The organism is Thermodesulfobacteriota bacterium (genome assembly GCA_040757775.1).
Taxonomy (GTDB): domain Bacteria; phylum Desulfobacterota; class UBA8473; order UBA8473; family UBA8473; genus UBA8473.
Genome location: JBFLWQ010000002.1, coordinates 58,627 through 84,803 on the forward strand (window position 1 = coordinate 58,627; position 26,177 = coordinate 84,803).

Below are 26,177 nucleotides of genomic sequence, written 5' to 3' on the forward strand. Positions count from 1 at the left end.
CTTATACTTTGTCATTTCGACTGGAAGGAGAAATCTTATAACTTATTGATAAATAATAAAATTGCCATGTCCCCTTCACTTCGCTCAGAGCTTCGGCTCACCCGCTCTTCGCAATGACAGTTTGTATAGACTTTCAAAGCTTCCAGTTGATATTAGACATAATAAGCTCTATTTAATTTGCTGTCAAGTATAAATATCTGGGTAACTATCTGAATAGATTACTCTTTCACAGCTTTTTCCCTTAATTCATTCAATTTATTCAACGCCTCCAGGGGAGTGAGTGTAGATATGTCCAGTCTTTTCAACTCTTCACACAGATAATCTGTACTTTGATCCAACAGACTCAATTGATAATTCTCCAGTTTGTTCCTATAGCGTTTTGAAAGGGCAATTTTGGGAATTCCAACCTCGTTTAATTCTCCCCTCTCAAGATTCACAAGGATTTCTTTGGCACGGTCAATAACTTCCCCTGGAAGCCCGGCCAGTCTTGCTACCTGAATACCATAGCTTCGGCTGGTTCCTCCCTCAACAAGCTTTCTTAGAAAGATAATCCTGTCATTCCACTCCTTGACAGCGATATTATAGTTTTTAACCCTTTCCTTTGTTAGAGCCAGCTCCGTAAGCTCATGGTAGTGGGTAGCGAATAGCGTCTTTGCCCGAAGATTTGGCTGATCATGTATATACTCAGCCACTGCCCACGCAATACTCAGGCCATCAAAAGTACTTGTACCCCTTCCGATTTCATCCAGAATCACCAGACTCTTATTTGAGGCATTGCGTAGTATGCTGGCAGTCTCGTTCATCTCTACCATAAATGTACTTTCACCTTTAGCCAGATTGTCTAATGCCCCGACACGGGTAAATATCCTATCAACCAGACCAATAGCAGCATCTTTTGCAGGAACAAAACTTCCTATATGTGCCATCAGAACAATAAGAGCCACCTGCCTCATTATGGTGGACTTTCCGGCCATATTGGGGCCGGTAATTATTATCAATTGATTCTCTTTACTGTCGAGGCTTATATCGTTGGGGACAAACCTGTCCCCCAGGTTCATCTGCTCGATAACCGGGTGCCTGCCATCGATGATATTTATGCGGTCTTCCTCATTGATTACAGGTTTAACATAATTGTATCTGTCGGCCACTTCAGCAAGGGCAAGCAATACATCAAGTTCAGCTACTAAAGAAGCTGTATGCTGTATTCGCCTAGTTTCCATAGCGATATGTTCTCTAATCTGGTTGAACAACTGGAGCTCCAATTCAACCTGCTTTTGTTCGGCTTCCAATACAGTCGATTCATACTCTTTCAGTTCTTGAGTAATGTACCTCTCTGCATTGACCAGAGTTTGTTTTCTTATATAATCTTTGGGCACCAACTCTAAATTCGTTCTGGTGACTTCTATGTAATAGCCGAAGACCTTGTTGAATCCAACCTTCAAAGAATTTATTCCGGTTTTTTTCCTCTCTTTAGCCTCCAGGCTTACAATCCAACCCTTCCCACCTTTGCTGATTTTTCTCAGCTCATCCAGATTCCTGTCGTACCCCTCTTTAATTACCCCCCCTTCCCTGATGGTAAAAGGTGGGTAGTCAGTGATGGATCTCTCTATCAGATTGTAGATGTCTGTCAGCTCATCGAGTTGTGAAAAGATTCCCTGAGCCAGATTGGAAGTCAATTTTCCAAGGTGTCCTTTAATCTCCGGAAGATATTTAATGGACGTCTTTAATTGAATCAGATCTCTGCCATTGACAGTAATCAAAGAGACTTTGCTATTGATTCTCTCAAGGTCACGGATTTCTTTCAGGAGATTCCTCATATCTGTCCGAAGTATAGTCTCATCTTTTAATTCTGATACTACATCAAGCCTTTCCCTTATTTTATCAACAGTTAATAGAGGATAATTCAACCAGCTTCTAATTTTTCTCCCCCCCATGGCTGTCATGGTTTCATCCAGTATGCCTATCAGTGAACCCTTTTTAGACCTATCCCGTATTGTACAAAAAAGTTCAAGATTCCTCTTGGTAGACTCATCCACAACCATATATTCATTAACCTGGTAGAAGGAGAGGTAGTTGATATGGCAGAGTTCTGCTTTTTGGGTAACTTTGATATAATGAATTATGCCGCCGGCAGCTTTAACTGCCTCTTTCATATTATCAGAATCGAGGTTCTTAAAGGACTCTCTGCTTATCTGCTTTGAAAGCAGCTTAAGGGATTTCTCATAGTCAAAGATATCATCATCTATGGGTGTCAGCACATATTTGTTCATGGATTTAAGAAGAGCCTGAAAGGAATCGTGCTCACTGAGAAATCTGGGGACGAGTATTTCTCTTGGACCAACTCTAGATATCTCTTCAGGCAACACACGATAATCTGTAATTTCTGTAGCACTGAATTCTCCTGTAGACATGTCCAGAAAGGCTATACCCCAACTCTCTTTGTTAAATGAGATACTCATCAAAAAATTGTTCTCATTAGCTTCCAGGGTATCTGTATCTACGACCAATCCAGGGGTGATAATTCTGGTAACTTCCCTCTTGACAATCCCAACAGCATTTTTCGGATCTTCCACCTGTTCACAGATGGCCACTTTGTATCCCCTGTCAATCAATTTTGAGATATAGGGCGAGACTGAATGATACGGAATACCACATAAAGGGACACTGTTCTCTTTGTTTTTATCTCTTGAGGTAAGGGTAATATCCAAAATTCCCGATGCTATCTCAGCATCTTCAAAGAACATTTCATAAAAATCACCCATCCGGAAAAAGAGTATAGCCTCTTTATGCGCTTCCTTTATCTCCAGATACTGTTTAATCATCGGTGTAAGATTTGACATTGGTGCTCGCTAATATCAATTTTTTCTGAATTTTGTCCAACTATACTTGAAACATTATTATCTGCCGTTGCGGGCAAGGCATATAGACTTCATTTATAAACATCTTTTCTGTGGCGTACAGCTATAATATCCACAATGTTTTTATCATCGTAAATAGCATAAACCACCCTGTAATCACCAATCCTAATCCGCCAAAGATGTCTTTCGCCAATCAGTTTGCGGCAACAAGATGGATAAGGGTATTTTGACAATGCTTCAATTTTAGGGAAAATCCGGTTCACAATCTTTTCCTCAAGTGCCTCAAGCTCTTTGCGAGCAGAACGTGCAAAGGTTATGGTGTAATTAGACATGCAATTTTCCTTGTTTTTTTAAGCGTTTTCTAACCGATTCAAGTGATTCTCTTGGCTCTTTAGCCCTTTGCTGTGCAAGCAGACTATCATAAAAGTCCTCCCAAAGCTCACCAAACTTTTTGAGGTTAATTTGTACTGCTACTCTTTGCCCTTTTTCATCTGTAACAAACTGAATACCCTCCATTTAAAAGCCTCCTTTCTTCCGCCTGTTAATTTCTACGGGCAGCTTTATTGCCTAATTATTCCAGCCGACCGTTACTACACAACAACTGTCCATCTTTCCTTTTATCCTGTGGAATATGTTTCTAAGTTTTACATAGTGAACATCTCTACTCGAGGGAGGAGAATAAGATATATAATCAGATTAAGTTCGTATAGTTTAATTATTGTTTAAATCTATAGTAGTGTCAAGGAGTTTCTAACACATGCCCCCTTCCCTCCTTCAAGGAAGGTTAAAGGTATCGCGGAAAATTGGAAACAGTCTTCTTTGAGATGTTATTGAGGAAAGGAAAAGGGAAGGCTTTATTTTTCTTGACACAAAACTCGATTCGATTAAGATGGCAGCGTGTCAAGAACAACAAAATTAGTTCAATCCGTCAGCAAAAATAATATCAAGGGGGAAATACAATGGTTAGTCAGGGGCAGAAAAGGGACATTTTTAAGGTGGATTTAAAAGAGCTTAACCAGGAAGAGCGGTTGGCCTTTGGTCAAACCATCTCATGGGAAATCCTTGGGCGGGTCTTCGACGCTGTTGAAGAGCGGTATGGAAAAGAGGGGAGAGAACTACTCAACAAGGTAGTGAGAGACTATATGCGTGAGATCACACCCCGCATAGCTCAATCCCTGGGTATTGTGGGAAATGATATGGCAAGTGTGCTAGAGGTTATCAACTGGCACGATGTCAACCTCTGGCCCCTTATGGATGAAGATATTGCTAAGAGCGAGGAACGGGAGGGGATGCTGCGAATCAATAATTGCTTCCTGAAGGACCGCTGGACTCCACATGAATGTAAGATCGGTATCCCCTATGTTGAAGGGATGCTGGAAGCCCTCAACCCCAAAATTAAGTATAAGGCTACCAAACTGCTCACCCTGGGGGATGACTGTTGCGAACTAGTGATGAAGCTGGAGGACTGAACGGGCAACACTTGCTGTGTTAACGGGAAATTGAGCCTTTTGGCTTAGCCTGGGGAAGCAAGGAGAGGGAAGCAGATAGAATCTATAGGCGGTCACATTACTTAAAGAGAATTATGGGACTTTATTCCTAACACATTGTATATATTTATATTTCTTCCAATTCCTTTCATGCTCACAGCATCCAGTTTCTCTACTTCTATTTTATGATGAACCTCCTGGAAGGTATCCTCTGCAATTAAAATCTGGCCCGCTTTGGCAATCTTTTCTAACCTGGCTGCAACGTTAACCGCTGATCCTATAACAGTGTATTCCTTCTTCCTGGTAGACCCAAAGATTCCTGCCACTACCTCACCAGTGTTAATGCCAATACCTATGGGTATTGACACCGGACCAGAAGCCCCCAACTTTACGCTTACCTCGACTATCCTTTTTTGCATTTCTATGGCTGTCAGGACTGCACGAAGAGGGTCGTCATCGTAGGAAATAGGTGCCCCGTAAATAACCATTATACTGTCCCCTATGTGTTTATCAAGGGTTCCGTTATGCTTAAATACAATATCACTTAATGGCGTGAAATAATAACGGCTTAAAAATGCCGCCAGTTCTTCTGGGTCTACCCCTTCTGAAATTGAAGAAAAGCCTCTTATATCTGCAAACAAGATAGTTGTCCGTTGCTTTCTGGGTTTAACCGTACTGGGGTCATTCTGTAATTCCTGCAGTATCTGGTCGGATACGAATTGTTTCAAGTGTTTCTTCAGGAAATACTCTCTTACCTTGGCCCTTATCTCAATGTTATCAAAGGGTTTTGTCAAAAATCCATCGATACCTTCGTTGGTAGCCTGAATAGCACTTTCCATTGTGCCATATCCTGTTAAAACAATGCGTGTTATCTCCGGATTAATATTGCCAATAGCCGATAGAGTCTCAATACCATCAATACCAGGCATTTTAAGGTCTGATATAATGATGCCAATCTTATCTATGTTTTCATCAACTATCCTTATAGCTTCATTTCCATCTTTCGCCATAAAAATAGAATAGCTCTCGTTTTGAAATGCCTTATTGAGAGCCCTCCTGATACCCTCTTCATCGTCAACTATTAGTAGCCCATTCATGGTATTACTCCTATAAGAAAGCTCCTATTTTGTTAATTCTAGATTATTCGCAACTATTCAGCCATAACTAGGCAAAGCTGTCATTTCGAGCGTAGCGAGAAATCTTATGGTATATTGACATTTTAGATTTCTCCCTTTGGTCGAAATGACAAAAAATGGGGTTTCCGTTCAGCCACTATTTATGAGTCAACAGGCAACTCAACCCGAAAGGTAGTCCCCTTGCCTGGCGTGCTAAAAACGAAGATATCTCCCCTGTGCCTTTTTACAATCTCGTGAGAAATATACAAACCAAGTCCAGTACCTGTACCCACCTCTTTTGTGGTAAAGAAGGGTTTAAATATATCTTTGATTGTTGACGGGGGTATCCCCTTACCTGTATCAGTACATTCAAAGATTACCCTGTTGCTCTTTTGGTCAAAACCTGTTCTTAAGGTTATATTCCCGGCGTTCCCTTTAACTTCCTGGATAGAGTTCTTTATTATATTCAGACATACCTGCCCCAGATTGGCAAAGTTCCCTTTAATCTCCGGGATGTCTTCATGGAACTCTTCCACTATTTCTACCTCGTATCTTTTATATTGATTATAAAGTACCCGCAATGCATCCTTAACAACCGTGTTTATATTCACTGGCTCTGTATACCCTTGGGTCTGACGTGATATATCCAGGAGACTGGCAATGATCTCCTTTGCACGCATTAACTCTTTTAATGTAAACCGAAGATCGTCTATAATCTCACCTTCATATTCCCTTTTAACATCCTTATCTTCCAAATATTGCACAGTAGATTGAATAAGGCTCGATACACTTGAGAGGGGATTATTCAGTTCATGTGCCACCCCGGCTACCAATTGTCCGACAGCCGCCAGACTCTCTGATCGGATAAGCTGTTCTTGTGTTTTTTCCTTCTCTAACAAAGCCCTCTCCAGCTCTTTTGTACGAGCCTGTATCTTCATCTCAAGGTTCTTATTTAAGTCCTCGATTATCCTGTACGACCTGGCATTTTCTATTGAAATACTGCTTTGATTTGCTAAGGTTTGCAGTAATTCCATGTCTTCCGAGGTATATAGATCGCCCGATTTTTTGTAACCAAGGCCGATAAAACCTTTTACAGAATTATTAAAGATCATAGGAACTATTAAACTTGCGTGCAGATACCCCAATTGCCTGAGGCACTCTCTTTTGTTAATTATCCACTCATTTCCTTCTTCAATATCATGCTTGGATAGTTCTCTTTTTTGGCTCATCAGCAGGGCAATCAATGGGCTTTCCGGCACTAACTCTATTTCTTTTACATTTTTTTCGAACTCTCCCTTTACACTGTGGACTCGAAAGGCTTTTTCTTCCTCACTCCACAAAACCACTGATACGCTGGTTACATGCATTGAATTTATGACTGTGTCAATAATGCGATTTACTATCTCATCTATATGAAGGATAGACCTCATAGCCTGACTAACATCTCTTAATGTTTTCTGATAATCGTATTTACCCTTAAAGAAGATTCTGTCGATAACCATTTGAACCTTTTCTTTCACGGGGATAAAAACAAACAGAATGATGAGGAAAAGGAAGACAGGAAAGAGAAAAGAATCAGAAATTTTGAAGCCCTTAAAAATCATATCAAATGCTACTATTAAAAAGGCATAAAACGCCATTAGGAAGGCAGTAATCGATGAATAAACCATGCCTTTTCTTATGAGAAATCCCATATCCAGAAGATCGTGCTTTAAAACTCCAAAAGCGAGGATTATCATGGATATAAAACCAAAATTGCCGAAGGGGTAGATTTCTATCCCGCTCATTGGAAGAACGTTTAGCAGTGCCAATATGGTATATGTTCCGAACCCCAGAAAGACGTACTTAATCTGATTACGTTTTACAGGGTTTATCTCTTCTTTTATCTGTTTGTAGGAGAGATACAGACAGTATAAAAGCACTAAAGAATTCACGGAGAAAAACAGATAAAAAAGTGGCCCGCCTTTAGCAAAAAAGCCGAAGTAATACCTATAACTGCCGATAAGATAGAATTGGGATTGGGTGAAAAACATCAATGAAAAACTGAACAGGTAGGCTACCGGGACCAGCCATCTTTTTTTGTTTATAGAAAAAAAGGTATGAACAAAGTGGAGGTATATGGGAATATTATAGACCAATAACAGGTGATCATATCTGCTGATTTTAAGGGCTATATCTCCTTTTGTTACGATAGTCATCAGTGCCACATCTATATTCAAAAAGACCCCAATAGTGCACAGACAGGCAAAGAGGAGATTTGACTTTCTGCCTTTTCCCTTTATAAAGGCCAGCAAAGCCAACCCCAGCGTTGTCAGGAGACCCAAAAAAGGGGGGATTATGTAAGGGGAAAACCCTTGATGGATGTTAAAAAGGTTATGTAACATCAAACCCTTTCTTTAAAATACTCCAGTGTCATCTTTAACCCTTCGTCAAGGGATATTTTGGGTTCCCAGTTAAGCAGCTTTTTAGCCTTGCTAATCTCAGGTTGTCTTACTTTAGGATCATCCTCAGGCAGGGTTGTAAAGGTTATTTTGCTTTTACTATCTGTTAATTCCAGTATCTTCTCCGCAAACTCCAGGATAGTTATCTCGCTGGGATTGCCCAAATTTACAGGTGGGATTTCATCAGACATCAGCAGTCTGTAAATACCCTCGACCAAATCTGAAACGTAGCAAAAGCTTCGGGTCTGTAGTCCGTCTCCAAATACAGTAAGTTCCTCCTTACGCAATGCCTGGCATATAAAGGTAGGTAAAGCTCTGCCGTCATCCAGCCTCATTTTAGGACCATAGGTATTAAATATTCTGGCAATCCTGGTTTCAATACCATGGTATCTGTGATATGCCATGGTTATGGCTTCAGCGAATCTCTTGGCTTCATCATAAACCCCACGGGGACCAACCGGGTTAACATTGCCCCAATAATCCTCCGACTGGGGGTGAACCAGAGGGTCACCGTAGCACTCTGAAGTTGAGGCCAATAAAAAAGTTGCCTTCTTTGCTTTAGCCAACCCTAAAGCCTTATGAGTCCCCAGGGAACCTACCTTTAAGGTCTGGATCGGCAACTTCAAGTAATCTATAGGGCTTGCAGGGGAAGCAAAATGTAGAATAAAATCTAATTCTCCTTCTACATATATATATTCGGTCACATCGTGTTTTATGAACCTGAAATGGTTATTACCAAAGAGATGGGCAATATTGTCCATGTTCCCGGTAATAAGGTTGTCCATGCAGATAACAAAATGACTCTCTGCAATCAAACGATCGCACATGTGGGAACCGAGAAATCCAGCTCCTCCGGTAATTAAGGTTCGCTTTACCATCTCTATGCACCTCGTCTTTAGCCCGTTAGATAGCAAGCATCTAACGTGATTTACCTTTTGTCATCCAGCTTTATGTTAACATTGACTATTTCTTTATCCTTAATTGTGATGTCCTTGTCAAGTCCACTATATCCATCTGCCTCAAAAGCAATCCTGTAGTTTCCTTCCTTAAGTCCGATTATCGAATATTTTCCTTGTTCAAATAGGAAAATACGACCCTTAGACCCTTTCCATAAGGTAACTTTCCCTTTAGGAATTATCTTTTCATCAGCACCGATTACAGAACCATAAATAGTCCCAAACTGTTGAGCTGCCCTTTGCCTGCCCAGGATTGCCTTTCCAGGGGATGGAAGCTGGTCTACCGGCAAAGTAGTATTTTCCTCTTTAAATATCGTATAAGTTGTTGCATTTTCCACATCCATCTCTCCACCTTTATAGTAACGAGGGGTATGTTCAACTCCATCAATGTACCTCAGGATATGGAAGGGATCAACAAAATCCTTAGAGTGTTCCAGGTCAGAAAACGTCCAGCCAATATCCGGGTAGTATACCTCTATCCAGGCATGGAATCCACCGCCGTTAATCTTAATTCCCCAATATTTCTTTGAAATTCCCCAATCATAACCTGGCGGCAAGTAACCATGGGCATACCTGGCTGGGATTCCGACACTCCTCAGCATAGCGATAGAAAGACAAGTAATGCCTACACAGGACCCTCGTTTCGTTGTCATTACTGATCTGGCATCCTGGCGCACACCGGGACCTGCATCATAACTAACAGTATCGATTAACCAATCGGCAATAGCAGCAAATGCTTCATGTACATATTTAGCCTCTCTAACCAGTTCTCTTGCCTTTTCTGAAATCATCGAATCGTTTGTTTGAATATTTTGCTCGGCGGTTAAAAATTTTTGCATATTGTTGGGAAGTTCCTTTAATGCTATGGGAAACCTGGCAGATGAGTTCAGAGGACTGAGGTCAATCTCAATTATTAGTCTTTTGCTGAATTCATCAGAAGCAAGTACTTCCTGCTTATAGAATTTATTCGAATAGTTTGGCAGGTACTCAACACCCAGAGGGTTTACAATATCGTATATAACAATATGCTTCCCCTTGAGTATCTTTGTTTCTGCCTTGAGGGAATTTTGAGGAATCAAAACTGAAATTAAGAGAAAAAAAAGGAAAAAAAAGTTTGGCCGTTTCAATTGATAATTACCTCCCTTTGAAAAGTGATGAAGCCGTAAAAAGTTCATCAATCATAGACTAAAAGTACTCTTCCATTTTTCAAATAGTTTGTGTATTTATCTGACCCCTGAATGATATTCGCGTCCCGATCGTTGATCACCACATCTGTCCTCTTCTGACCTGTAGCCTGGATTCCTTTTATGACAAAGGGATTTTCAGTAACCCGCTGGTTCTTTTTAGCTGCATCTACGTCTTTGGCATACCCTACTACTCCCATCTTTACAGCGTCTTTTTGTAGTAAATTTGCATCACTGTATATAAGTTCCCCCTTTTGATCCATAATCTTTGGTATCAGGGCAGGACGTATTTGAAGCTTCCTGGCATCGACTACCAACCCTGAGTAGTTGAGCTTGGTCAGATCTATATCTCCCGAAATTTCTTCCTTCCTGTCCTCCTTTTTAGCCTCCTTTACTTTTACTTCTAACGCGGGTTCGGGCGGCGGCTGTACAGGCTTTGTTTGTGGAGTTTCAACAGATGGTGGTTTAGGTGGTTCTTGTATTTTTGCTTCCAACAGCGGCTTGGAGGGAACTGGAGGCGTTGGAAGCTTTGTTTGTGGAGTTTCAACAGACGGTGGTTTAATAGTCGGAGGGACCTCCTTCCTTGGGATTAGCGCAGGGGCAAGAGCTTTTTTTTGCTCTCCGGTTTCTTCCAGCATCAACTTTAACAGATCCCCTCTCAGGTCCATTTCTACGGTAACCTCTACTGCACCGTCACTCATATACCTGGTATTTATAACCCTTGACAGCTTTACTATACCGCTTACCTTAGTTACCACAATGTCACTGGTTGTCATAAAATTCTGCACTGTTGTCTGTGCATCTACTGTAACCCCTTTAACCGTTTCCAGTAAGTTACGGCGGGCATCCAGGACCGCTGCGCGTTTAGCCATCAATCGGGCCTGAGCCGGATTGCCTACAGAAGAAGGAGGGGCACCACTTCCGGTAGCAGTTATAATGCCTCTACTCCAGTTGATTGTTCCGCTGGGAAGATTCTCTGTCAAATCATTGCCATTAGCGGCAAAAAGGAAACATGGAGAAAGAGACAACAGGAGCAGTAGCATAACAAATAAAGAAAAGGATTTCATATAAAATTTTGAAGTTAGCATCTTTAACCCTCCATTAAAAAATTAAATTTTTTCACTTCTGATTTCCTTAAAAGAAATATTGTCCTTCCAGAGGTAAAATAGTCCTAAGAAGGTTACAGGAAAATATTGGCTTGCATGATAAACCAGTGAGAAACCCAGAGCATCGCTCTCTTTGATACCCCAAAAAGCCAGTCCAGTTACACAGAAAAATTGGTAAGTACCAATAAAGCCAGGGGAAGAAGGGATCATTACACCAAAGGTCAGGATCACAACGAGAAGAAAAGGGGCATAAACCGGGAGATTAAAATTAAAAGATATGAAAACCAGTAATGTTAAAACAGCATATGTTATCCATATGGAAAAGGAATAAAACAAGATTAATGCTATCTGTTTTTTGCCCTTCAAGACATCAAAACCGGCTACAAAGGATATCAAAAATTCAGTGGTCTTTTGAGATAGCCGTTTGGAAAAAGGTGATAATAGATATGCAGAGAACTTCAGCATATTTTCTTTGTATCTCTTTAAGAGTACAAAAAAGGCAATAATCAATAGATAGAAGATAAATGCCGAGATCCCTGCCTTTTTTAGCCAGCCAGGCAAGGGGAAAAATATAAGTATCGCCAATAAAAATGCTAACAGGGTAAAACCATCCAATATCCTTTCAACAACAATAGTTGCAAATGACAAACTCTTGCTCAGATTCTCCTTTTTGCCAATAGCATATGCCCTGACAAACTCCCCTATCCTGGCAGGCAATACATTATTGGCCATAAATCCTATCATTACTGCGGAGAACAGACTATGATTTTTAATCCTTTTTATGGGCTCCAGCAAATAACGCCACCTTATAGCTCGAAGCCACATAGTAAGCAATCCTAGAAGAATGGCGGGGATTAAATAGAGGTAATTTGCCTTTTGCAGTGAAATCAGCAGGTTTTCATAACTCACATTGCGAAGGGCAAGATACAGAAAAACAAGGCTTATTACTATACCCACAAAGAGTTTTATTTTCATTTTCATAAATAGTTTGTTTGCCTTAACTTATTCAAACCCAGGGAGTTTCTATTCTGCCAGACACTCCTTAACAGCGTTAAAAACTGTGTTTACTTCAATACTTTCAATACATTCGCTTTTTTTGCTGCCTCCGCATCCATCCTGACCGCAGGGCCGACATGGATGAGAAGCCGATCTCAAAATCCTGTGCCCCTGTCCCCAGGGCCCCCAGTCCAGCTCACTTGTGGGACCGAAAAGTGCTATAATAGGAGTTTTAACAGCAGCCGATATATGCATTGGGGCTGAATCCACTCCAATAAACAACCTGGCTCTGCGAATCAGTGCCCCAAGTTCTCTCAAATTCAATATGCCTGAAAAATCTATCACATCATGCAGGGTTTTACTCAAAATATTTTTTGTATGTGCTATTTCTGAACTGTCAGGCCCTGATGTTATAATTACAGGAGTTTTAAGCTCTCCCTGAATTAAAGCTATCAAATCGGCAACCTTTTCATCAGGCCAACATTTAAACAACCATCTGGATGTCGGATGAACAACAGCATAGGGAACGCTATCTGAAATACCTGCTTTTCTGAGTAACTCATTGACACGAAACTTTGCCTGTTCCCCTTCAAAAAATGTTGGAGATTTTAAATTGCCGTAAGGGAATATACCAATCCTCCTTAAACAGTCAAGGTGTCTTTCAACATAGTGCCGATGTGCCGGGGCAAGTCGTACCGGGATAGTTAAAAACTTCCATTTCCCGCGTAACGGCTTTCTTTTTGAGTCAACGCCAACCCTTATTTCAGCCCCGGAGACAAATCCAAGGTATCTCCCTCTATCGCCTGTTCTTAAATTGATTGTCATGTCATATCTTTTAACACGAATTGCCCGAACAAGTCTGATTTCTTCTTTTATACGGTGAATTTTCCCGGCTTCCAGTGCTTGCCTGTTAAGGACATGAATGAAGTTGACATCGGGATTCTCTATCAAAACTTCTTCACTTCCGCTGTTTACCAAGGCATCCACCAATACTCCGGGAATTGTTTTCCTCAACACGCTGAATATAGGGGATGATAGAATTACATCACCGATATTTGCAAAGTTTATAACCAATATTTTTCTTACAGTAGAAAGATCAGGGTAACCACCATAATTCAATTCTTTTAAAGCCTGCTCAGTTGAATTATTCAATTCATTTTGTCCCATAACAACAAAGCTTATCTGCACCTTAGATTACAGCATAATAGTGGCAAGGGCAGTGTTAAATTATAAATAAAAAAGCCTATAACTTATAACAATAATTTCTTCCATGTTTAAAGGCTTTTTTAGGAGAAATTTATCTATGAATACCCACAACAATGGGCTTTAGTCCATTGTTCCCCTTCCCGTTGCTTCAGACAGACAGCTGAAGCTGTCTGTTGTATCCAAACGAGAGAATCGGTCATCTCCACAATCTTTATCCAGAAACCAACCCTTTGCTTAGGGTAAGCTCGAAAGCCACTGATATGCGGGAGCGATAAGTATATATCGGTCTCCGTTTGACATCATACGGTAACCTCTGCTTTCCTCGACAAGTTGAGTTGCGGGTATTTTCAAAACACCCTGGAACTTCTTAAGAGCACTGGAAGGCTCTGTATCTGAAAGTTTAGCCTCAATCAAAACAAGTGGCTCACCATCGTTTGCGATGAGAAAGTCTACTTCCTGTTGTTCCTTATTCTTAATAAAATGCAGGGAGAATGAACCATAACCCATATCATTCCATGCTGTAATCGCCCTGTACAACTCCAATGCCACCATATTTTCAAACCTGGCCGCTGGTTCTTTTATCCTGGGCGCATCCCATAGATACACCTTACGCTCTTTTTGGATTGCCCGTGCAACTTTCATTGTCCATGGGGGAATACTAAAAATCAGGAAAAATCTTTCAAAAACAGATAACCAACTCCTGACAGAATTATAGGATACTTTCAAATCACCTGCCAGTGAGGGTATTGAGATAGGATTCCCCACCTTAGATGGTAACAAAAGATAGAGCGTTTCCATATCCGCTACAGATTTCACGCCGGTCAGGTCACGAATATCCTCACGTATTAATTGCTGGGAATAAGTGTTTGACCATCGGCGGTAGGTCGTTGTTTTCCCTGCCAGGTACGGTTCTGGAAATCCACTTAATTCAGCCAGACCCGACCATATCTCTTTCAGTTCATCAGTACGCTCCATTTCTATTTGCAACGGGTCATCGAGAAAAGAACCAATCCTTTTATTCCTATTCCCCAACTCGGCAATCGTAAAAGGCCACAGGTGAAACAGAAAGTAGCGCCCGGCCAGCGAATCCCCCCTCTTCTGATAGAGATCCAGCCTTCCACTCCCTGAAACAAGAAACTGGTAATTATCATGAAACAGGTCATAGATGCCTTTGAGATAGTTTTTCCAGTCACTGTATTTATGGATTTCGTCAAGAACAATCAGTGGAGTGGATGAATTCCGGCGCTCTAAGGTTTCGAAAAAAATAGGATTTTGAATGAATTTTGTCCTGTGTCCGGCAATATCCCAATTGAAATAGAGACTATTTGCAAAAGAACCGGAAATGATTTGGGCAAGAGTGGTCTTTCCTGTTTGACGTGGCCCTACAAGGAATATCATGCTTTTATCAGCAGCAAGGTCCTGCCAGATTCTGATATACGGGGCTCTATTTTCCATATTGACCATTATTCACAATAATGAAAAATAGTCAAGACCATTTTGAAATAGGCTGAAAAATAGTCGAAGGGGCTCCCCTCCCCTTTTCTTCAGACAGACAGCTAAAGCTGTCTGTCGAGCATGGATGAGAGAATCAGTCATCTTCGTCAGGGCATGTAAGTAGTTCAAGAAGTTGAGTTAAATAATATCGCCATTCCAGAGCATTTCGCAAAAGGTTTTCCAGGGCAACACTGTTATATCTGAGGTTATTCTTCTCGGAACAGGGTCTCTTGAGATAATGAAAGCATTTTTACATTTGAATTCCTCTTTGAACAGATGGATACCCTTTGTTCTGTCACCTGCATTTTCAGATGATTTGATCTCTATAGCAACTTCTGCGTCGCCAAGTATAAGATCTACTTCCGATCCTCCGGCGGTCCTCCAATAATGAATAGGAAAATCCAAACGGCTGTAATGCCTGTATGCCCGGCATTCCTGGAATATAAAATGTTCAAAGGCGCGTCCGAAATTATCAGTGGCAGGATGGAGCGTCTTATAATGTAAAAGCGCAGCGACAATCCCTGTATCAAAAAAATAAAACTTAGAAGTCTCTATCAACCTTCTCTTTTTTGATTTATTCCATGATGGCAATTGATATCCTATAAGCGTGTCTTCGAGTATCTGGTAATATTCCCTTATGGTCTTGACAGAGACCCCCGCTTCCCGGGCAGCATTTGAATAGTTAAGCAGCATACCGTTCATGGCCGCAGCAGAATCCAGGAATCTGGAAAAGGCGGGTATATTACGGGTAAGTGCCTCTGCCTGTATTTCCTCTTTCAGATAATCAAAAACATAGGACTTTAAATCCATTTCACTGTCGGTTGAAAGGTAATGGGAAGGCAGAAGTCCATGAAGAAGGGCCTTTTCGAGATGAAATTTTTCCTTGAGTTCATGGGTGACAAGGGGATAAAGCTCAAAACGCCATGCCCTGCCGCCAAGTAGATTCGCTGTTGACCTTTTCAGTTTCCTTGCGCTGGAGCCTGAAAGTATGAACCGGTAGTCCCTGTTTTCTATAAGCCAGTGGATTTCATCCATGAGATTTGGGATCTTCTGCACCTCATCAATGACAGCAAGTCTGGAAGATTGCGCTTCCAGAACCTGACGCAGGCTGGTGGGTTTCCGGCTGAGGGCTAAAAAGATGTCGTGATCCAGAAGGTCTATCCAGCAGGCATCAGGAAACTTCTGTCTTAAAAGGGTGGTCTTACCTGTCTTTCTGGGACCCCAGAGGAAAGCCGATCTATCAGACGGCAATTTAATGTCTTGAATCCTTTCTATTATGAGGGTCTTTTCCATAGGTTTTCTTATATGACAATTTGGAGCATAAGTCAAGTTATTTGTGATAATTTGACCTGTAGTACAAATTTATTGTTACCAATGTCGGATACTTCAAAACCATCCATTGCTCATTTAGTCTTTGCTTCAGACAGACAGCTGAAGCTGTCTGTTGTATCTGAATGAGAGAGTCGGTCATGTTAAGCTACTACTAACTCGACAGGCAATGGTTGATTTATACCGACTGTTTTACTTACATAGAGCTTTTCAATACCAATGGTCTTTCCATTTTTATCTTTTTTCAGAATAATACCCTCTCCTGCCTCTTCACATATAACCTCATCTTCGGGATTTCCAAACCATATATCCATTGTGTCTGAATCCTTGTGATAGTAAACAACTACCTTGCCCATATTACATCTCCTTCCTTTACCTTATCGGTAGGAGATGCTCTCCTCTCTACAATCTTTATCTACAATGAAAATTTTGCTCCTCAAGAAAAGTGGTTATCTCGGTACGCCCCGGTTCACGGTTCGCAAATAGCCATGAACACCCACAACAATGGGCTTTAGCCCATTGGCCCCCTACCCTTTCCTTCAGGCAGACACTTGAAGCTGTATGTATTCAAAAGGTTAAGCATCTTCTTTACACTATCGGGATTTAATGTAAATAAAAGGGTATTAAGTTTACATAAATAGGTTTAAATGTAAAACAAGAAGCGGTATTTTACATGTGTCAATCTAAAAATAATGCGAAATAACGACCAAAAATATATGTCTGGCTTCGTCCTGTTTTTTCCCATTTTTTCAGGATATTGAGGGACTCGAAATCTCGTATTAATGAACTTGCAGACTGATGGGTTGTGCTGAGCATCTCAGCGACTTCTTTTGGCGTTATAATCGGTTTGCTGTAAAGATAATTTAGCAACAGGTTAGCGTTTCTAGCCTTTTTGCCTAAGGATAGAATTGCTTTTTCAACCTCATTACGAATCTCAAGTATTGACTGAAAGGTCTCTTTCCCCTTCTGAGCAGTATCCCGAACCGCTGTCAACATGAAACGTACCCAATGCCCAAGGTCATTGGATTCCCTAACATGATTCAAGGCATCATAATAAGCGGCTTTGTGCTTTTCGATATAAGCCGACAGATAGAGCGTAGGCTTTTTAAGGATACCTTTACTCACAAGATATAAAGTAATCAACAAACGTCCAATGCGTCCATTGCCGTCGAGGAACGGATGAATGGTTTCAAATTGGTAATGGGAAATGGCGATCCGAATCAGATGGGGAACATGGATGGTGTCATTGTGCAGAAATTTTTCCAAATCGCTCATCAAGTCCGGCACTTCCGTATGCTGGGGTGGAACAAAGGCGGCATTTGACGGGCCGCTGCCCCCGATCCAATTCTGGCTTTTACGAAATTCACCGGGGAGTTTCCCTTCACCGCGTACTCCCTCAAGGAGGGTTTTGTGTGTTGCTTTAAGCAGGCGGTTCGATAGCGGTATCTGTCCTAATTGTTCAATGGCCTGAGTCATAGCCTTGATATAGTTTTGGACCTCTTGCCAGTCATCCCGACGTTCCGGCGCGATCATTTCTTTTGGCTTAAGGGCTTCATCGATTTCTGTTTTCGTGCCCTCAATCCGGCTTGACGTGTTTGCCTCCTTTAGTACATGCATTTGTATAAAGAGATCAACATCGGGAACAATCAGGGAAAAGGCATTCAGTTCTCCGATGGCCTGCATGGCTTCTTCCAAAAGAGTGTTGATTTGGGGATCACTCCATGTCCATTCAATGTTTATATGCACAGGCAAGAAACTTTTATATTGATATTGCTGAATCCATTGTCCAGCTTTGAAGTCCTTTAAATTCATGTCAGAGTATCCTCCTATTCAACCTCTATTTCAAATTGCCGTTGATTCCCTTTCAGTTAGGAGTTCTTTTGCAAGAAATCCTTCTCCGGCTCCGTCCGCCTGCATATTATATCCCGAATTTCAAGCCTCTTATCATCAACAGTAAAAGACAACGGCTTTTCATTTGCTTTATATCCAGAGTATGAGGTAACCTCGTTGACGCGAATACTCACAACAATGGGCTTTAGCCCATTGCTTGCTCCCTTTTTCCTTGTTTCAGATAGGCAGCCTTCCTTCAGACAGACAACCTTGCCTTAGACAGACAACTAAAGCTGTTTGTTGTATCTGGATGAGAGAGGCGGTCATCTATTTTTTAAGGCCAAAATCAAGCCCGATCTAAAATCCCTTCATATTCTTTCCATACATTTAACTCGGTCCGATTCAGGTTCAGCCGCTAGTGGATATCTCCATAGCCTCAAATTCTATTTTTCGCGTCTGGGTCACTCGCTTTGAGGCATCCAGAATTTCAAGTGAAACGAGGTCACCTTCGTGGTCATAATCCAGGATCACACCCGGCTTATCCTCATCGCTTTCAGCGACCGTGCTTTCTTCTTTAAATATTACTGTAAGTGTGTCCGTTATTGGATCATAGAAAACTTTCATGGCTCATCCCTCCAATAACGTAGAGTTGATACACCATCCGGTCAATCTCCCGTTTCTTTGTTCAAAGGGTCGTTTTTTGCCCTGTAACACTCTCGGCTAAGAAACTATAGTGCCCCCTTTGTGACCTATTTCAGAATAGTCTTAAACAGACTTTCCATTGTCGCGAAGAAGTTCTTAGCAGATTTAAGGGCATTTTCCGCATCCTCTTTGGTCGAAAAGAAACTAAGGTCATACTGGTCATTATGCCTTATTTCCCTGCTATGGTCTAACAATTCTACCCATTTGTTATCCAGCTTACCGGTTTTAACGTACTTCTCTTCAAGATATCTTGCCACACAGGCATGGCTCTTTTCCCGGAAGCCATCAAAAAACAGGATAGTCCTGGCTGCATGAAACATTACCATATAAGAAGCTAGAATTGACGAGTTAAACGCATCTCCCATTAAAGAATTCTCCGCTTCCTTCAACCACTCTCGTGCCTTTTTTAAAGATTGCATGGCCTTACCTTTTGAAGGCGGGATTTTTCTAAGCAACCCTTCTCTCATACAATCATTATAATTGAATGGCATCTTTTTCACCGTAAATGACGATTGAACCAAATGCCAATGAGTGGTAGAAAAGCTCGTCGTCTTCTTTCATTTTCTCAATCTTCTTGGTAGTTAAGAATAGAGGCTTTACATTCTTTATTTTCTTATTCATTTGGGCACTTAAAGAAGCGACTTCCTCATCGCTTACGTCCTTAATCTTTATCCAGAGGTCCACGTCAGACTCATCTGCATTTTCGCCTTTGGCGCAGCTTCCATAAAGGCCAACGGCTTCCACAAAGTCAAACTTTTTAAAAATTTTTACATCAATACCAGTTATATTCAATAAAATTTTGGTGGCTTTTGTGACTGCCGAATTAGTAACAAGGTATTTACCATTCGACCTTCTGGCGATTCCCTCTTTAGCCAAAATATCAAGATATTTAGAAACCAGCCCTTTGCTTATATTAAGCCTGGCGGCAATGACATTGACACTGATAGACTGCTCGCTAAAGATAACAGACTTCAGTATCTTGATCCGTTCTTTTGTAGAAAAAATGCTTTCCACTCTTGCCTCCTGACAAATGTTCACAATATATGAACGATTTGTTCACATTTTATGAACATCTAAGCAGATTGTCAAGGAAAACTCACAAAATAGCTGTGAATACTCACAACAATGGGCTTTAGCCTATTGTTCTTCTAGCACAGACAGCTGAAGCTGTCTGTTGCGTCTGAATGGGAGGATCGGTCATGTTAAGCTTTTACATCTATTCATTATAGTGTCGTCCAATGCTTAGGTTAAGAGGCAGGAATGAAGCACAGAAAAATGAGTATCCTTCTCAAACCTGTTGCTCCCCATTTTCAGTCTGCCATTTCATGTGCAGTTTTCGGTGATTAACGGCACAATCACGAAGATAAAGGTTTATTAAGTTTTGGTAAGGAATACCCGATTCTTCCGACATAGACTTGAAATATGAAACAGTGTCACGGTCGAGCCGCATAGTAACCGGTTGTTTTAAATATTTTATATAGGGATTTTTAAGTCCCTTCATTTTGGAAAAATCGTAATGGTCTCTCATCTTCTATGCCTCCAGTATTCATTTTCTTCATCGCCATCTGCTTTTCTTGCAGAAATAATTCTAATAACCGTGTTGCTTTCCCGAAAACAATGACAGACGACGAGAACCCTAAGTCTAAAACTTATTCCAAGCAGTATGAAACGGTCTTCATCATTGGAATGGTCAGGGTCAAAAAATTGAATCGCATTTTCATCGTAAAAAACTGTGCGAGCTTCATCGAAAGAAATGCCATGTTTTTTTATGTTAGCCTTTTCCTTCCGTTTATCCCATTCAAACTGTAGCTCAGTCATATGTACATTGTACTTATAATTATGAAAATGTCAAGATTTCAGTTCGTTGACGTGAATACCCACAACAATGGGCTTTAGCCTATTGTTCTTCTAGCACAGAGAGCTAAAGCTGTCTGTTGCAGCCGAGGATAGACAGCTTCGCTTCAGACAGACAACCTTGCCTCAGACAGACAGCTGAAGCTGTCTGTTGAGCCTGTAGAATAAGTCCCTTTCTAAGATTTTTCAAAAAATAATATTCAATAAAAACAGTAGGTTACAAAATGCCTAGGTATTGATTTATGGGTTTTTCTACAGACTCGTTATGTCCGAATGAGAGAATTGGTTATCAGTCTCTTCCTTCCACAATCGCAATTTTCTCCTCGGTCAAACCGCAGAGCTTATAAACAAGCTGGTCAACTTGTTTTTCGTATTTTTTGAGCCCATAGTCATTATAAAATGTCCCCTGATAATGTCCCTTATTGTCCTTTAACGATGTCCCTTAATGTCCCTTATTTTTTCTATCACTTTCGACGATAGGATATAATAAGTGCCTTTCCTCTCGCCAATCTTTTTAAGTATATCTTTTTCAACAAGTCCCGTTAAATCTCTCGTGGCTGTTCTTTTGGTGCTATTGCAAATTTTTTGACACAGCGAGTTATCTATTCGCTCATTAATTACCAAATACCGAATAATCTTTTCCTGCCTTATATTTAATCTCATGTCCTTTAATAATTTGACAGTTTTATCAGTAATGATAATCTGCTTGCCCCTCTCGTAAATTTCTGCCATCTGCGATCTTAAACCGTCCACAAAGTATTCAAGCCATGCTGTCATATCCATGTTGCTTTCCCTAACGGATTGAATCGCTTTGTAGTATGCCGGACGGTCTTTGTCGTAGTATTCTGAAATTGTAAACAATCTTTTAAAATCGTAACCGGTTTTATAAAGAATCATTGTGGATAGGAGCCGGGCTGTTCTACCATTGCCATCAATAAATGGATGAATATGCACAAATTGAAACTGAGATATACCGGCAACAAGAATAGGCGAGATATCCCCTGCTTCATTGAGCCATTCTATAAACTCACGCATAAGGTGCGGAACCTCAAGAGGTGCAGGAGGGGTGTATATAACCTCACGGGTCCGGGAATTAACGACATAATTCTGTACCTTGCGATAATTACCTGGGTCCGCTTGGCCGCCACGAACACCTTTCACAGTAACCTTGTGAAGTTCACGGATTATACCTTCGGTAACCGGATCATCCCTGCCGAGATATTTTGAGATAAAATCCATTGCTTTCTTGTAATTTAAAAGCTCTTTTTCGTCATCCCGGTTAATGCCTTTAAGTTTTTTACCTTCTAAAATACTCTTTGCTTGTTCAAGGGTTAATGCCGTGCCTTCAATGTGTGTGGAATGGTGCGACTCAAGAATTAATGCGTTTTTTTGCATATCAGCAATCCATTCATCCTTGAGTTTCACCGCATCAAGAAATCCACGCACTCGCTCTATTTCAACAAGCGCCTTATTCATCTTTGGAGTTATGGCAAATTCAGGTTTAAACATTTTATTTTTTGCCCCCACAATCTTTATCTACGATGAAAATTTTGCTCCCCTACACTTTGCTTGAGACAGACAACTTTGCCTAAGACAGACAGCTGAAGCTGTCTGTTGCGTTTCCTTTCATACTATTTCTAGCTAGAGAGTTAGCTCAGCCTGATTCCTATTCGTCAATTGATCGAAAAAGTTTTTTAGAATTTGAAGGACGTCCCCCTTCTTCTCTCTTTTAAAGAATTCTCCGCTTCCTTCAACCACTCTCGTGCCTTTTTTAAAGATTGCGTGGCCTTACCTTTTGAAGGCGGGATTTTTCTAAGCAATCCCTCCCTCAGGCAATCGTTATAATTAAATGGCATCTTTTTCTCCGTAAAGAACGATTGAGCCGAATGACAATGAGTGATAGAAAAGCTCGTCGTCTTCTTTCATTTTCTCAATCTTCTTGGTAGTTAAGAATAGAGGCTTTACATTCTTTATTTTCTTATTCATTTGGGCACTTAAAGAAGCGACTTCCTCATCGCTTACGTCCTTAATCTTTATCCAGAGGTCCACGTCAGACTCATCTGCATTTTCGCCTTTGGCGCAGCTTCCATAAAGGCCAACGGCTTCCACAAAGTCAAACTTTTTAAAAATTTTTACATCAATACCAGTTATATTCAATAAAATTTTGGTGGCTTTTGTGACTGCCGAATTAGTAACAAGGTATTTACCATTCGACCTTCTGGCGATTCCCTCTTTAGCCAAAATATCAAGATATTTAGAAACCAGCCCTTTGCTTATATTAAGCCTGGCGGCAATGACATTGACACTGATAGACTGCTCGCTAAAGATAACAGACTTCAGTATCTTGATCCGTTCTTTTGTAGAAAAAATGCTTTCCATTCTTGCCTCCTGACAAATGTTCACAATATATGAACAATTCGTTCACATTTTATGAACATCTAAGCAGATTGTCAAACAAAACCCACAAAATAGCTGTGAATACCCACAACAATGGGCTTTAGCCCATTGCCCCCCTACCCTTTCCTTCAGGCAGACAGCTTTGTTTGAGACAGCTGAAGCTGTCTGTTGCGTTTCCTTTCATACTATTTCTAGCTAGAGAGTTAGCTCAATCCGACTCCGGTTCAGGTTCATAATAGTCTTATCTATAGAATTACAAATTATATCTCTGTCGTCTAACTCGAAATGCTTCAGCACCACCCTCCATAATTTCTATAACAGCTCTAACGATATCATCGTTATCAATAGAACCATGTCTGAGAACTTCCGCCTTTCTATCACTAATTGCATTTAGTACGATGACTTGTTCTGCGTCTCCTGATACAACAATATTCGGATTATGTGTACAGACTATAATTTGACGCCTTTCCTTGAGTGCCGCAAGGATATCGGTAAGGACTTTACCGATTAATTTATTATCGAGATTATCTTCTGGCTGGTCAATTACAAGGGGTGTAGTTTCAGATAAAGCAATCAAAGGCAACATTGCGCTTGACCTCTGGCCCGGCGAGAGTTCACTTACAGGACGATCATTCAAAAGTATACTCACTTCATCATCCCATTCGACTTCTTCTAATTCTATAAGGTGTAGAAGCTTATCACCATTTTCGACTAGGCAATCAACATCCGCAGCATCATCTCTTGACCATGGTGTGCACGTATCCATTGCCTTTTTGGCTTCTGCGTTTGAAATTGTTATAGTTGTATCATTTATAGTGACCTGTCCTTCTAATAAGCTTGGCTGATTATCTATAAAAACACGTGATAGAGTGACTGGATTAAATTTTACACCAAAAAATTGTGGTATCTGCCGCGCTTTGTAATTTTTAGCAATACATGATGCAATCTTACTGGACCTATTTATTAGCTCGTTAGTGTCGCCACCAGCGATAAATCTAAGAGAAACTTTCATTTCAGCACCAAAGAAATGATTCAGTTTCTCTTCAATGTTATTATTTTGTCTAGCACGTATGCCTGCGATACGATCTTGGCAGTTAATTAGATCATCGCCAATTGCCCGGTTAATACCTATAGTTTCCTTAAGCTTACTCCATACTTTTAGATATTCGTCTCGAAGTGCTGATGCCTCACGAAGTCGCTTCTCAGCGTTTGTTCGGAGGTCAGCAATACGCTGCAACGAAGCATCTTCTGAAAAAGCCGTTCTTATATTTGCATGAGTACGAGAGATGTCTTCGTCAATTAATATTGTATGCTGATTAATTAGAGTTGACAGACTTTCAAGTGTTTTTATTGCTGCAGTGATATACTTTTGAATCTCAGCCTCATTCTCTACAATCTTTAATTTGGTAATTTCGTCTGTTAACCACCAGTCCCCTAATTCTTGTTCTGCCTGGCTCAAAATGTCATCAATGTTATCTCTGAATGTCACTTCAGTAATATCAATTATTTTATTTAATAGTTTTGATATGTTTGAATTGACCTGTTCGAGAACTCTCTTTTTATTCTGCGCTAAATCTAAGGCCATGAAATATGTTTTAATTTCCGTTGTATTGAGTTTATCAAATGCTGCTTTGTATTCAGTGTAACGTTGGATAATTCCATTTTTTTGTATAAATTTATCTTTAAGTTCATTAATGATTTTTTCAATTTCCTTCCTATTGGATCTTAACTTAGCGCGAATGTTATTCCGCTCATTAATAATTGACGCCAAATCAGGTATTAATCTGTCCAAAAGATCTCTCTGCCTTGCTGATTCACGGCCCAATGTTTCAATTTCACTCCATCCAAAAAGACGTAAGGGGTATTCTCCACTCGTCTCAATATCTGAAATGTTTAAAAAGTCACCTGATTCAGAAAAAACCTTACTTGCATAGTCCTCATTTGGATCAAAAGTGGCTTCAAGAACGCACCTCTCCTTGTTAACTGTCTGGTAAGCTACCCTTATTAAACATCCTGAAAGATTTGCACGCTGTAAACTCTTGATTCGATCTGAAAGCCTATTTGTTGTATCCAGTTCACTAAGTGTCCTATTGTAACCGAATACATAGCGCAGTGCTTCTACAATTGTCGATTTTCCCGAACCGCGAGGACCTATTAGACAGTTCAGATTTTCTGCAAGGGCTATATGAATGTTTTTAAACAAAGAATTATTTGTACCAACAATTTCAACCCCAACTAAGCGTGGGTTAGGTGGAACAGGAAGGTCTATTGAGAACCGAACCCTAGTTTCTGCAAATTGAAGTGCTTCTCTAAGTCCTTTCACACTTAGATTAGTCATCTTGACCCAAGTAATTCGATCAAGGCGGTTGAAATCCTCCACTCTATGAGCATCAAAACTCATGATGACTGGAATACTCACTTCTATTCCATCACATTTCGATATCCATCTGTAATGACGTTGATCTGATGCTTTTGCGACTTCAATTGCATCGAAGCCAACGGAAAAAAGATATTCCTTCAAAATATCGGAAATTTCCTGTTCATTTTCTTTACTTCCTGCTGTACCGGGAGAAACCAAGCTTATTACTTCACGCCCGGTTTGTCTGAATTGACTTCGGATTCCTTGTTGCGAATTTACATGGGCTGCAACACATAAACCTTTTTCTTCATGAATCCTTTTAATGAATTCTTTCAATCCTAGATTAGTTATAAGCTCATTACCTGTTCGCTGAGCATCATCTGGTATGCCTGACAAACCTGAAAAGAGTCTAGAAAATTTTTCAGGAGATGATGATTCCGGCAGAATGGCTAGAATGTGCAATCTAGCACTACTTACAGCAGCTTCTGGCTGAATATTAATTTCCATTCCAGGTACTGCTAAAAATTCACCATATGTTTGGCTCAGACGCGAGACTTTACTTGCATAACCACATTTCATATGATCTGTAATTGCTACAAGATCGATATGAGGTTTTAGGGCATCAATAAATTGCATCTCACCATTCTCTGCAAGATACATATCCCGATCATTGAGTGCTTTATCACAAGGCTGATCTGCCCAATCGCAGCTCTCTGGCGAATGGAGGTGCAACGCCACACGACGAAAGCGTGCTGTGCGTTTCCTCAAATCATCTAATCTTTTGAAAAATTGGTCGTAGGATGACATTTTTACCTCCTACCCTTTAGGTTACAGTTACTTTTCCGGATTAGATACTCTTTCGA

At 40.6% G+C, this 26,177-nt stretch carries 23 protein-coding genes; 1 reads left to right on the plus strand and 22 read right to left on the minus strand.

The window, feature by feature from the left end:
• Positions 1–218: 218 nt before the first annotated feature.
• The 3 genes from mutS to AB1401_01740 all read right to left on the minus strand — a co-directional run bounded on the left by mutS (position 219) and on the right by AB1401_01740 (position 3,374).
• Positions 219–2,840 (minus strand): DNA mismatch repair protein MutS, encoded by a 2,622-nt coding sequence (gene mutS, locus AB1401_01730; GenBank protein MEW6614176.1) that lies wholly within the window; start codon positions 2,838–2,840, stop codon positions 219–221.
• Between the two features lie 89 nt (positions 2,841–2,929).
• The gene (locus AB1401_01735) at positions 2,930–3,190 is read right to left on the minus strand and encodes a type II toxin-antitoxin system RelE/ParE family toxin (protein ID MEW6614177.1); all 261 of its coding nucleotides are present in this window, start codon (positions 3,188–3,190) and stop codon (positions 2,930–2,932) included.
• The gene (locus AB1401_01740) at positions 3,183–3,374 is read right to left on the minus strand and encodes a hypothetical protein (GenBank protein ID MEW6614178.1); all 192 of its coding nucleotides are present in this window, start codon (positions 3,372–3,374) and stop codon (positions 3,183–3,185) included. Before AB1401_01740 ends, AB1401_01735 begins: the two co-directional genes overlap by 8 nt.
• Positions 3,375–3,817: 443 nt before the next feature.
• Between AB1401_01740 and AB1401_01745 the strand changes: the two genes are divergently transcribed.
• On the plus strand, positions 3,818–4,327 hold the full coding sequence (locus AB1401_01745) for an L-2-amino-thiazoline-4-carboxylic acid hydrolase (GenBank protein ID MEW6614179.1): 510 nt from the start codon (positions 3,818–3,820) through the stop codon (positions 4,325–4,327).
• Between the two features lie 101 nt (positions 4,328–4,428).
• On the opposite strand, the gene AB1401_01750 is transcribed toward AB1401_01745, so the two are convergent.
• From AB1401_01750 to AB1401_01840, 19 genes are all read right to left on the minus strand, one after another.
• Positions 4,429–5,442: an adenylate/guanylate cyclase domain-containing protein gene (locus AB1401_01750; GenBank protein ID MEW6614180.1), complete on the minus strand. Its 1,014-nt coding sequence runs from the start codon at positions 5,440–5,442 to the stop codon at positions 4,429–4,431.
• A gap of 179 nt (positions 5,443–5,621) precedes the next feature.
• Positions 5,622–7,844: an ATP-binding protein gene (locus AB1401_01755; GenBank protein MEW6614181.1), complete on the minus strand. Its 2,223-nt coding sequence runs from the start codon at positions 7,842–7,844 to the stop codon at positions 5,622–5,624.
• The gene (locus tag AB1401_01760; protein MEW6614182.1) at positions 7,844–8,779 is read right to left on the minus strand and encodes a UDP-glucuronic acid decarboxylase family protein; all 936 of its coding nucleotides are present in this window, start codon (positions 8,777–8,779) and stop codon (positions 7,844–7,846) included. The genes AB1401_01755 and AB1401_01760 overlap by 1 nt, the downstream gene beginning before the upstream one ends.
• 50 nt (positions 8,780–8,829) lie before the next feature.
• Positions 8,830–9,984, minus strand: a complete 1,155-nt coding sequence (locus AB1401_01765) for a transglutaminase domain-containing protein (protein ID MEW6614183.1) — start codon at positions 9,982–9,984, stop codon at positions 8,830–8,832.
• Positions 9,985–10,031: 47 nt separating this feature from the next.
• A complete protein-coding gene (locus AB1401_01770) occupies positions 10,032–11,129 on the minus strand; it encodes an LPP20 family lipoprotein (protein ID MEW6614184.1) in 1,098 nt (365 codons plus the stop codon).
• A gap of 21 nt (positions 11,130–11,150) precedes the next feature.
• Positions 11,151–12,128 (minus strand): lysylphosphatidylglycerol synthase transmembrane domain-containing protein, encoded by a 978-nt coding sequence (locus AB1401_01775; GenBank protein ID MEW6614185.1) that lies wholly within the window; start codon positions 12,126–12,128, stop codon positions 11,151–11,153.
• A gap of 42 nt (positions 12,129–12,170) precedes the next feature.
• On the minus strand, positions 12,171–13,295 hold the full coding sequence (gene rfaQ, locus AB1401_01780) for a putative lipopolysaccharide heptosyltransferase III (GenBank protein ID MEW6614186.1): 1,125 nt from the start codon (positions 13,293–13,295) through the stop codon (positions 12,171–12,173).
• A gap of 288 nt (positions 13,296–13,583) precedes the next feature.
• Positions 13,584–14,804: an ATP-binding protein gene (locus AB1401_01785; protein ID MEW6614187.1), complete on the minus strand. Its 1,221-nt coding sequence runs from the start codon at positions 14,802–14,804 to the stop codon at positions 13,584–13,586.
• 177 nt (positions 14,805–14,981) lie between these two features.
• Positions 14,982–16,136 (minus strand): AAA family ATPase, encoded by a 1,155-nt coding sequence (locus AB1401_01790; GenBank protein MEW6614188.1) that lies wholly within the window; start codon positions 16,134–16,136, stop codon positions 14,982–14,984.
• 179 nt (positions 16,137–16,315) lie between these two features.
• Complete coding sequence (locus AB1401_01795; protein MEW6614189.1) at positions 16,316–16,528, minus strand: DUF2283 domain-containing protein; 213 nt, start codon at positions 16,526–16,528, stop codon at positions 16,316–16,318.
• A gap of 322 nt (positions 16,529–16,850) precedes the next feature.
• On the minus strand, positions 16,851–17,984 hold the full coding sequence (locus AB1401_01800; protein MEW6614190.1) for a Fic family protein: 1,134 nt from the start codon (positions 17,982–17,984) through the stop codon (positions 16,851–16,853).
• A gap of 426 nt (positions 17,985–18,410) precedes the next feature.
• Positions 18,411–18,626 carry a DUF2283 domain-containing protein gene (locus AB1401_01805; GenBank protein ID MEW6614191.1) on the minus strand — a complete coding sequence of 72 codons (216 nt, stop codon included), beginning with the start codon at positions 18,624–18,626 and terminating at the stop codon, positions 18,411–18,413.
• A 125-nt stretch (positions 18,627–18,751) separates the two neighbouring features.
• Positions 18,752–19,195, minus strand: a complete 444-nt coding sequence (locus AB1401_01810) for a HEPN domain-containing protein (GenBank protein MEW6614192.1) — start codon at positions 19,193–19,195, stop codon at positions 18,752–18,754.
• Positions 19,179–19,718, minus strand: coding sequence for a nucleotidyltransferase domain-containing protein (locus AB1401_01815; GenBank protein ID MEW6614193.1), 540 nt, complete (start codon positions 19,716–19,718; stop codon positions 19,179–19,181). The genes AB1401_01810 and AB1401_01815 overlap by 17 nt, the downstream gene beginning before the upstream one ends.
• 274 nt (positions 19,719–19,992) lie before the next feature.
• Positions 19,993–20,232, minus strand: coding sequence for a BrnA antitoxin family protein (locus AB1401_01820; protein ID MEW6614194.1), 240 nt, complete (start codon positions 20,230–20,232; stop codon positions 19,993–19,995).
• Positions 20,229–20,522, minus strand: coding sequence for a BrnT family toxin (locus AB1401_01825; protein ID MEW6614195.1), 294 nt, complete (start codon positions 20,520–20,522; stop codon positions 20,229–20,231). The genes AB1401_01820 and AB1401_01825 overlap by 4 nt, the downstream gene beginning before the upstream one ends.
• Positions 20,523–20,987: 465 nt before the next feature.
• Entirely contained in the window at positions 20,988–22,067 is a 1,080-nt protein-coding gene (locus AB1401_01830) for a Fic family protein (protein ID MEW6614196.1), read from the minus strand.
• 336 nt (positions 22,068–22,403) lie between these two features.
• Positions 22,404–22,937 (minus strand): nucleotidyltransferase domain-containing protein, encoded by a 534-nt coding sequence (locus AB1401_01835; GenBank protein MEW6614197.1) that lies wholly within the window; start codon positions 22,935–22,937, stop codon positions 22,404–22,406.
• A 271-nt stretch (positions 22,938–23,208) separates the two neighbouring features.
• Positions 23,209–26,121 carry a TrlF family AAA-like ATPase gene (locus tag AB1401_01840; GenBank protein MEW6614198.1) on the minus strand — a complete coding sequence of 971 codons (2,913 nt, stop codon included), beginning with the start codon at positions 26,119–26,121 and terminating at the stop codon, positions 23,209–23,211.
• Positions 26,122–26,177 lie beyond the last annotated feature (56 nt).

Excerpts from the sequence above, each read along its gene's own strand:
- AB1401_01800 (MEW6614190.1), bottom strand. The coding sequence starts at position 17,984 with ATGAATTTAAAGGACTTCAAAGCTGGACAATGGATTCAGCAATATCAA.
- AB1401_01745 (MEW6614179.1), top strand. The coding sequence starts at position 3,818 with ATGGTTAGTCAGGGGCAGAAAAGGGACATTTTTAAGGTGGATTTAAAA.
- AB1401_01735 (MEW6614177.1), bottom strand. The coding sequence starts at position 3,190 with ATGTCTAATTACACCATAACCTTTGCACGTTCTGCTCGCAAAGAGCTT.
- AB1401_01770 (MEW6614184.1), bottom strand. The coding sequence starts at position 11,129 with ATGCTAACTTCAAAATTTTATATGAAATCCTTTTCTTTATTTGTTATG.
- AB1401_01820 (MEW6614194.1), bottom strand. The coding sequence starts at position 20,232 with ATGAGAGACCATTACGATTTTTCCAAAATGAAGGGACTTAAAAATCCC.
- AB1401_01755 (MEW6614181.1), bottom strand. The coding sequence starts at position 7,844 with ATGTTACATAACCTTTTTAACATCCATCAAGGGTTTTCCCCTTACATA.
- mutS (MEW6614176.1), bottom strand. The coding sequence starts at position 2,840 with ATGTCAAATCTTACACCGATGATTAAACAGTATCTGGAGATAAAGGAA.
- AB1401_01750 (MEW6614180.1), bottom strand. The coding sequence starts at position 5,442 with ATGAATGGGCTACTAATAGTTGACGATGAAGAGGGTATCAGGAGGGCT.
- AB1401_01760 (MEW6614182.1), bottom strand. The coding sequence starts at position 8,779 with ATGGTAAAGCGAACCTTAATTACCGGAGGAGCTGGATTTCTCGGTTCC.
- AB1401_01740 (MEW6614178.1), bottom strand. The coding sequence starts at position 3,374 with ATGGAGGGTATTCAGTTTGTTACAGATGAAAAAGGGCAAAGAGTAGCA.
- AB1401_01805 (MEW6614191.1), bottom strand. The coding sequence starts at position 18,626 with ATGAAAGTTTTCTATGATCCAATAACGGACACACTTACAGTAATATTT.
- AB1401_01825 (MEW6614195.1), bottom strand. The coding sequence starts at position 20,522 with ATGACTGAGCTACAGTTTGAATGGGATAAACGGAAGGAAAAGGCTAAC.
- AB1401_01840 (MEW6614198.1), bottom strand. The coding sequence starts at position 26,121 with ATGTCATCCTACGACCAATTTTTCAAAAGATTAGATGATTTGAGGAAA.
- AB1401_01785 (MEW6614187.1), bottom strand. The coding sequence starts at position 14,804 with ATGGAAAATAGAGCCCCGTATATCAGAATCTGGCAGGACCTTGCTGCT.
- AB1401_01810 (MEW6614192.1), bottom strand. The coding sequence starts at position 19,195 with ATGCCATTCAATTATAATGATTGTATGAGAGAAGGGTTGCTTAGAAAA.
- AB1401_01835 (MEW6614197.1), bottom strand. The coding sequence starts at position 22,937 with ATGGAAAGCATTTTTTCTACAAAAGAACGGATCAAGATACTGAAGTCT.
- AB1401_01795 (MEW6614189.1), bottom strand. The coding sequence starts at position 16,528 with ATGGGCAAGGTAGTTGTTTACTATCACAAGGATTCAGACACAATGGAT.
- AB1401_01790 (MEW6614188.1), bottom strand. The coding sequence starts at position 16,136 with ATGGAAAAGACCCTCATAATAGAAAGGATTCAAGACATTAAATTGCCG.
- AB1401_01775 (MEW6614185.1), bottom strand. The coding sequence starts at position 12,128 with ATGAAAATGAAAATAAAACTCTTTGTGGGTATAGTAATAAGCCTTGTT.
- AB1401_01830 (MEW6614196.1), bottom strand. The coding sequence starts at position 22,067 with ATGTTTAAACCTGAATTTGCCATAACTCCAAAGATGAATAAGGCGCTT.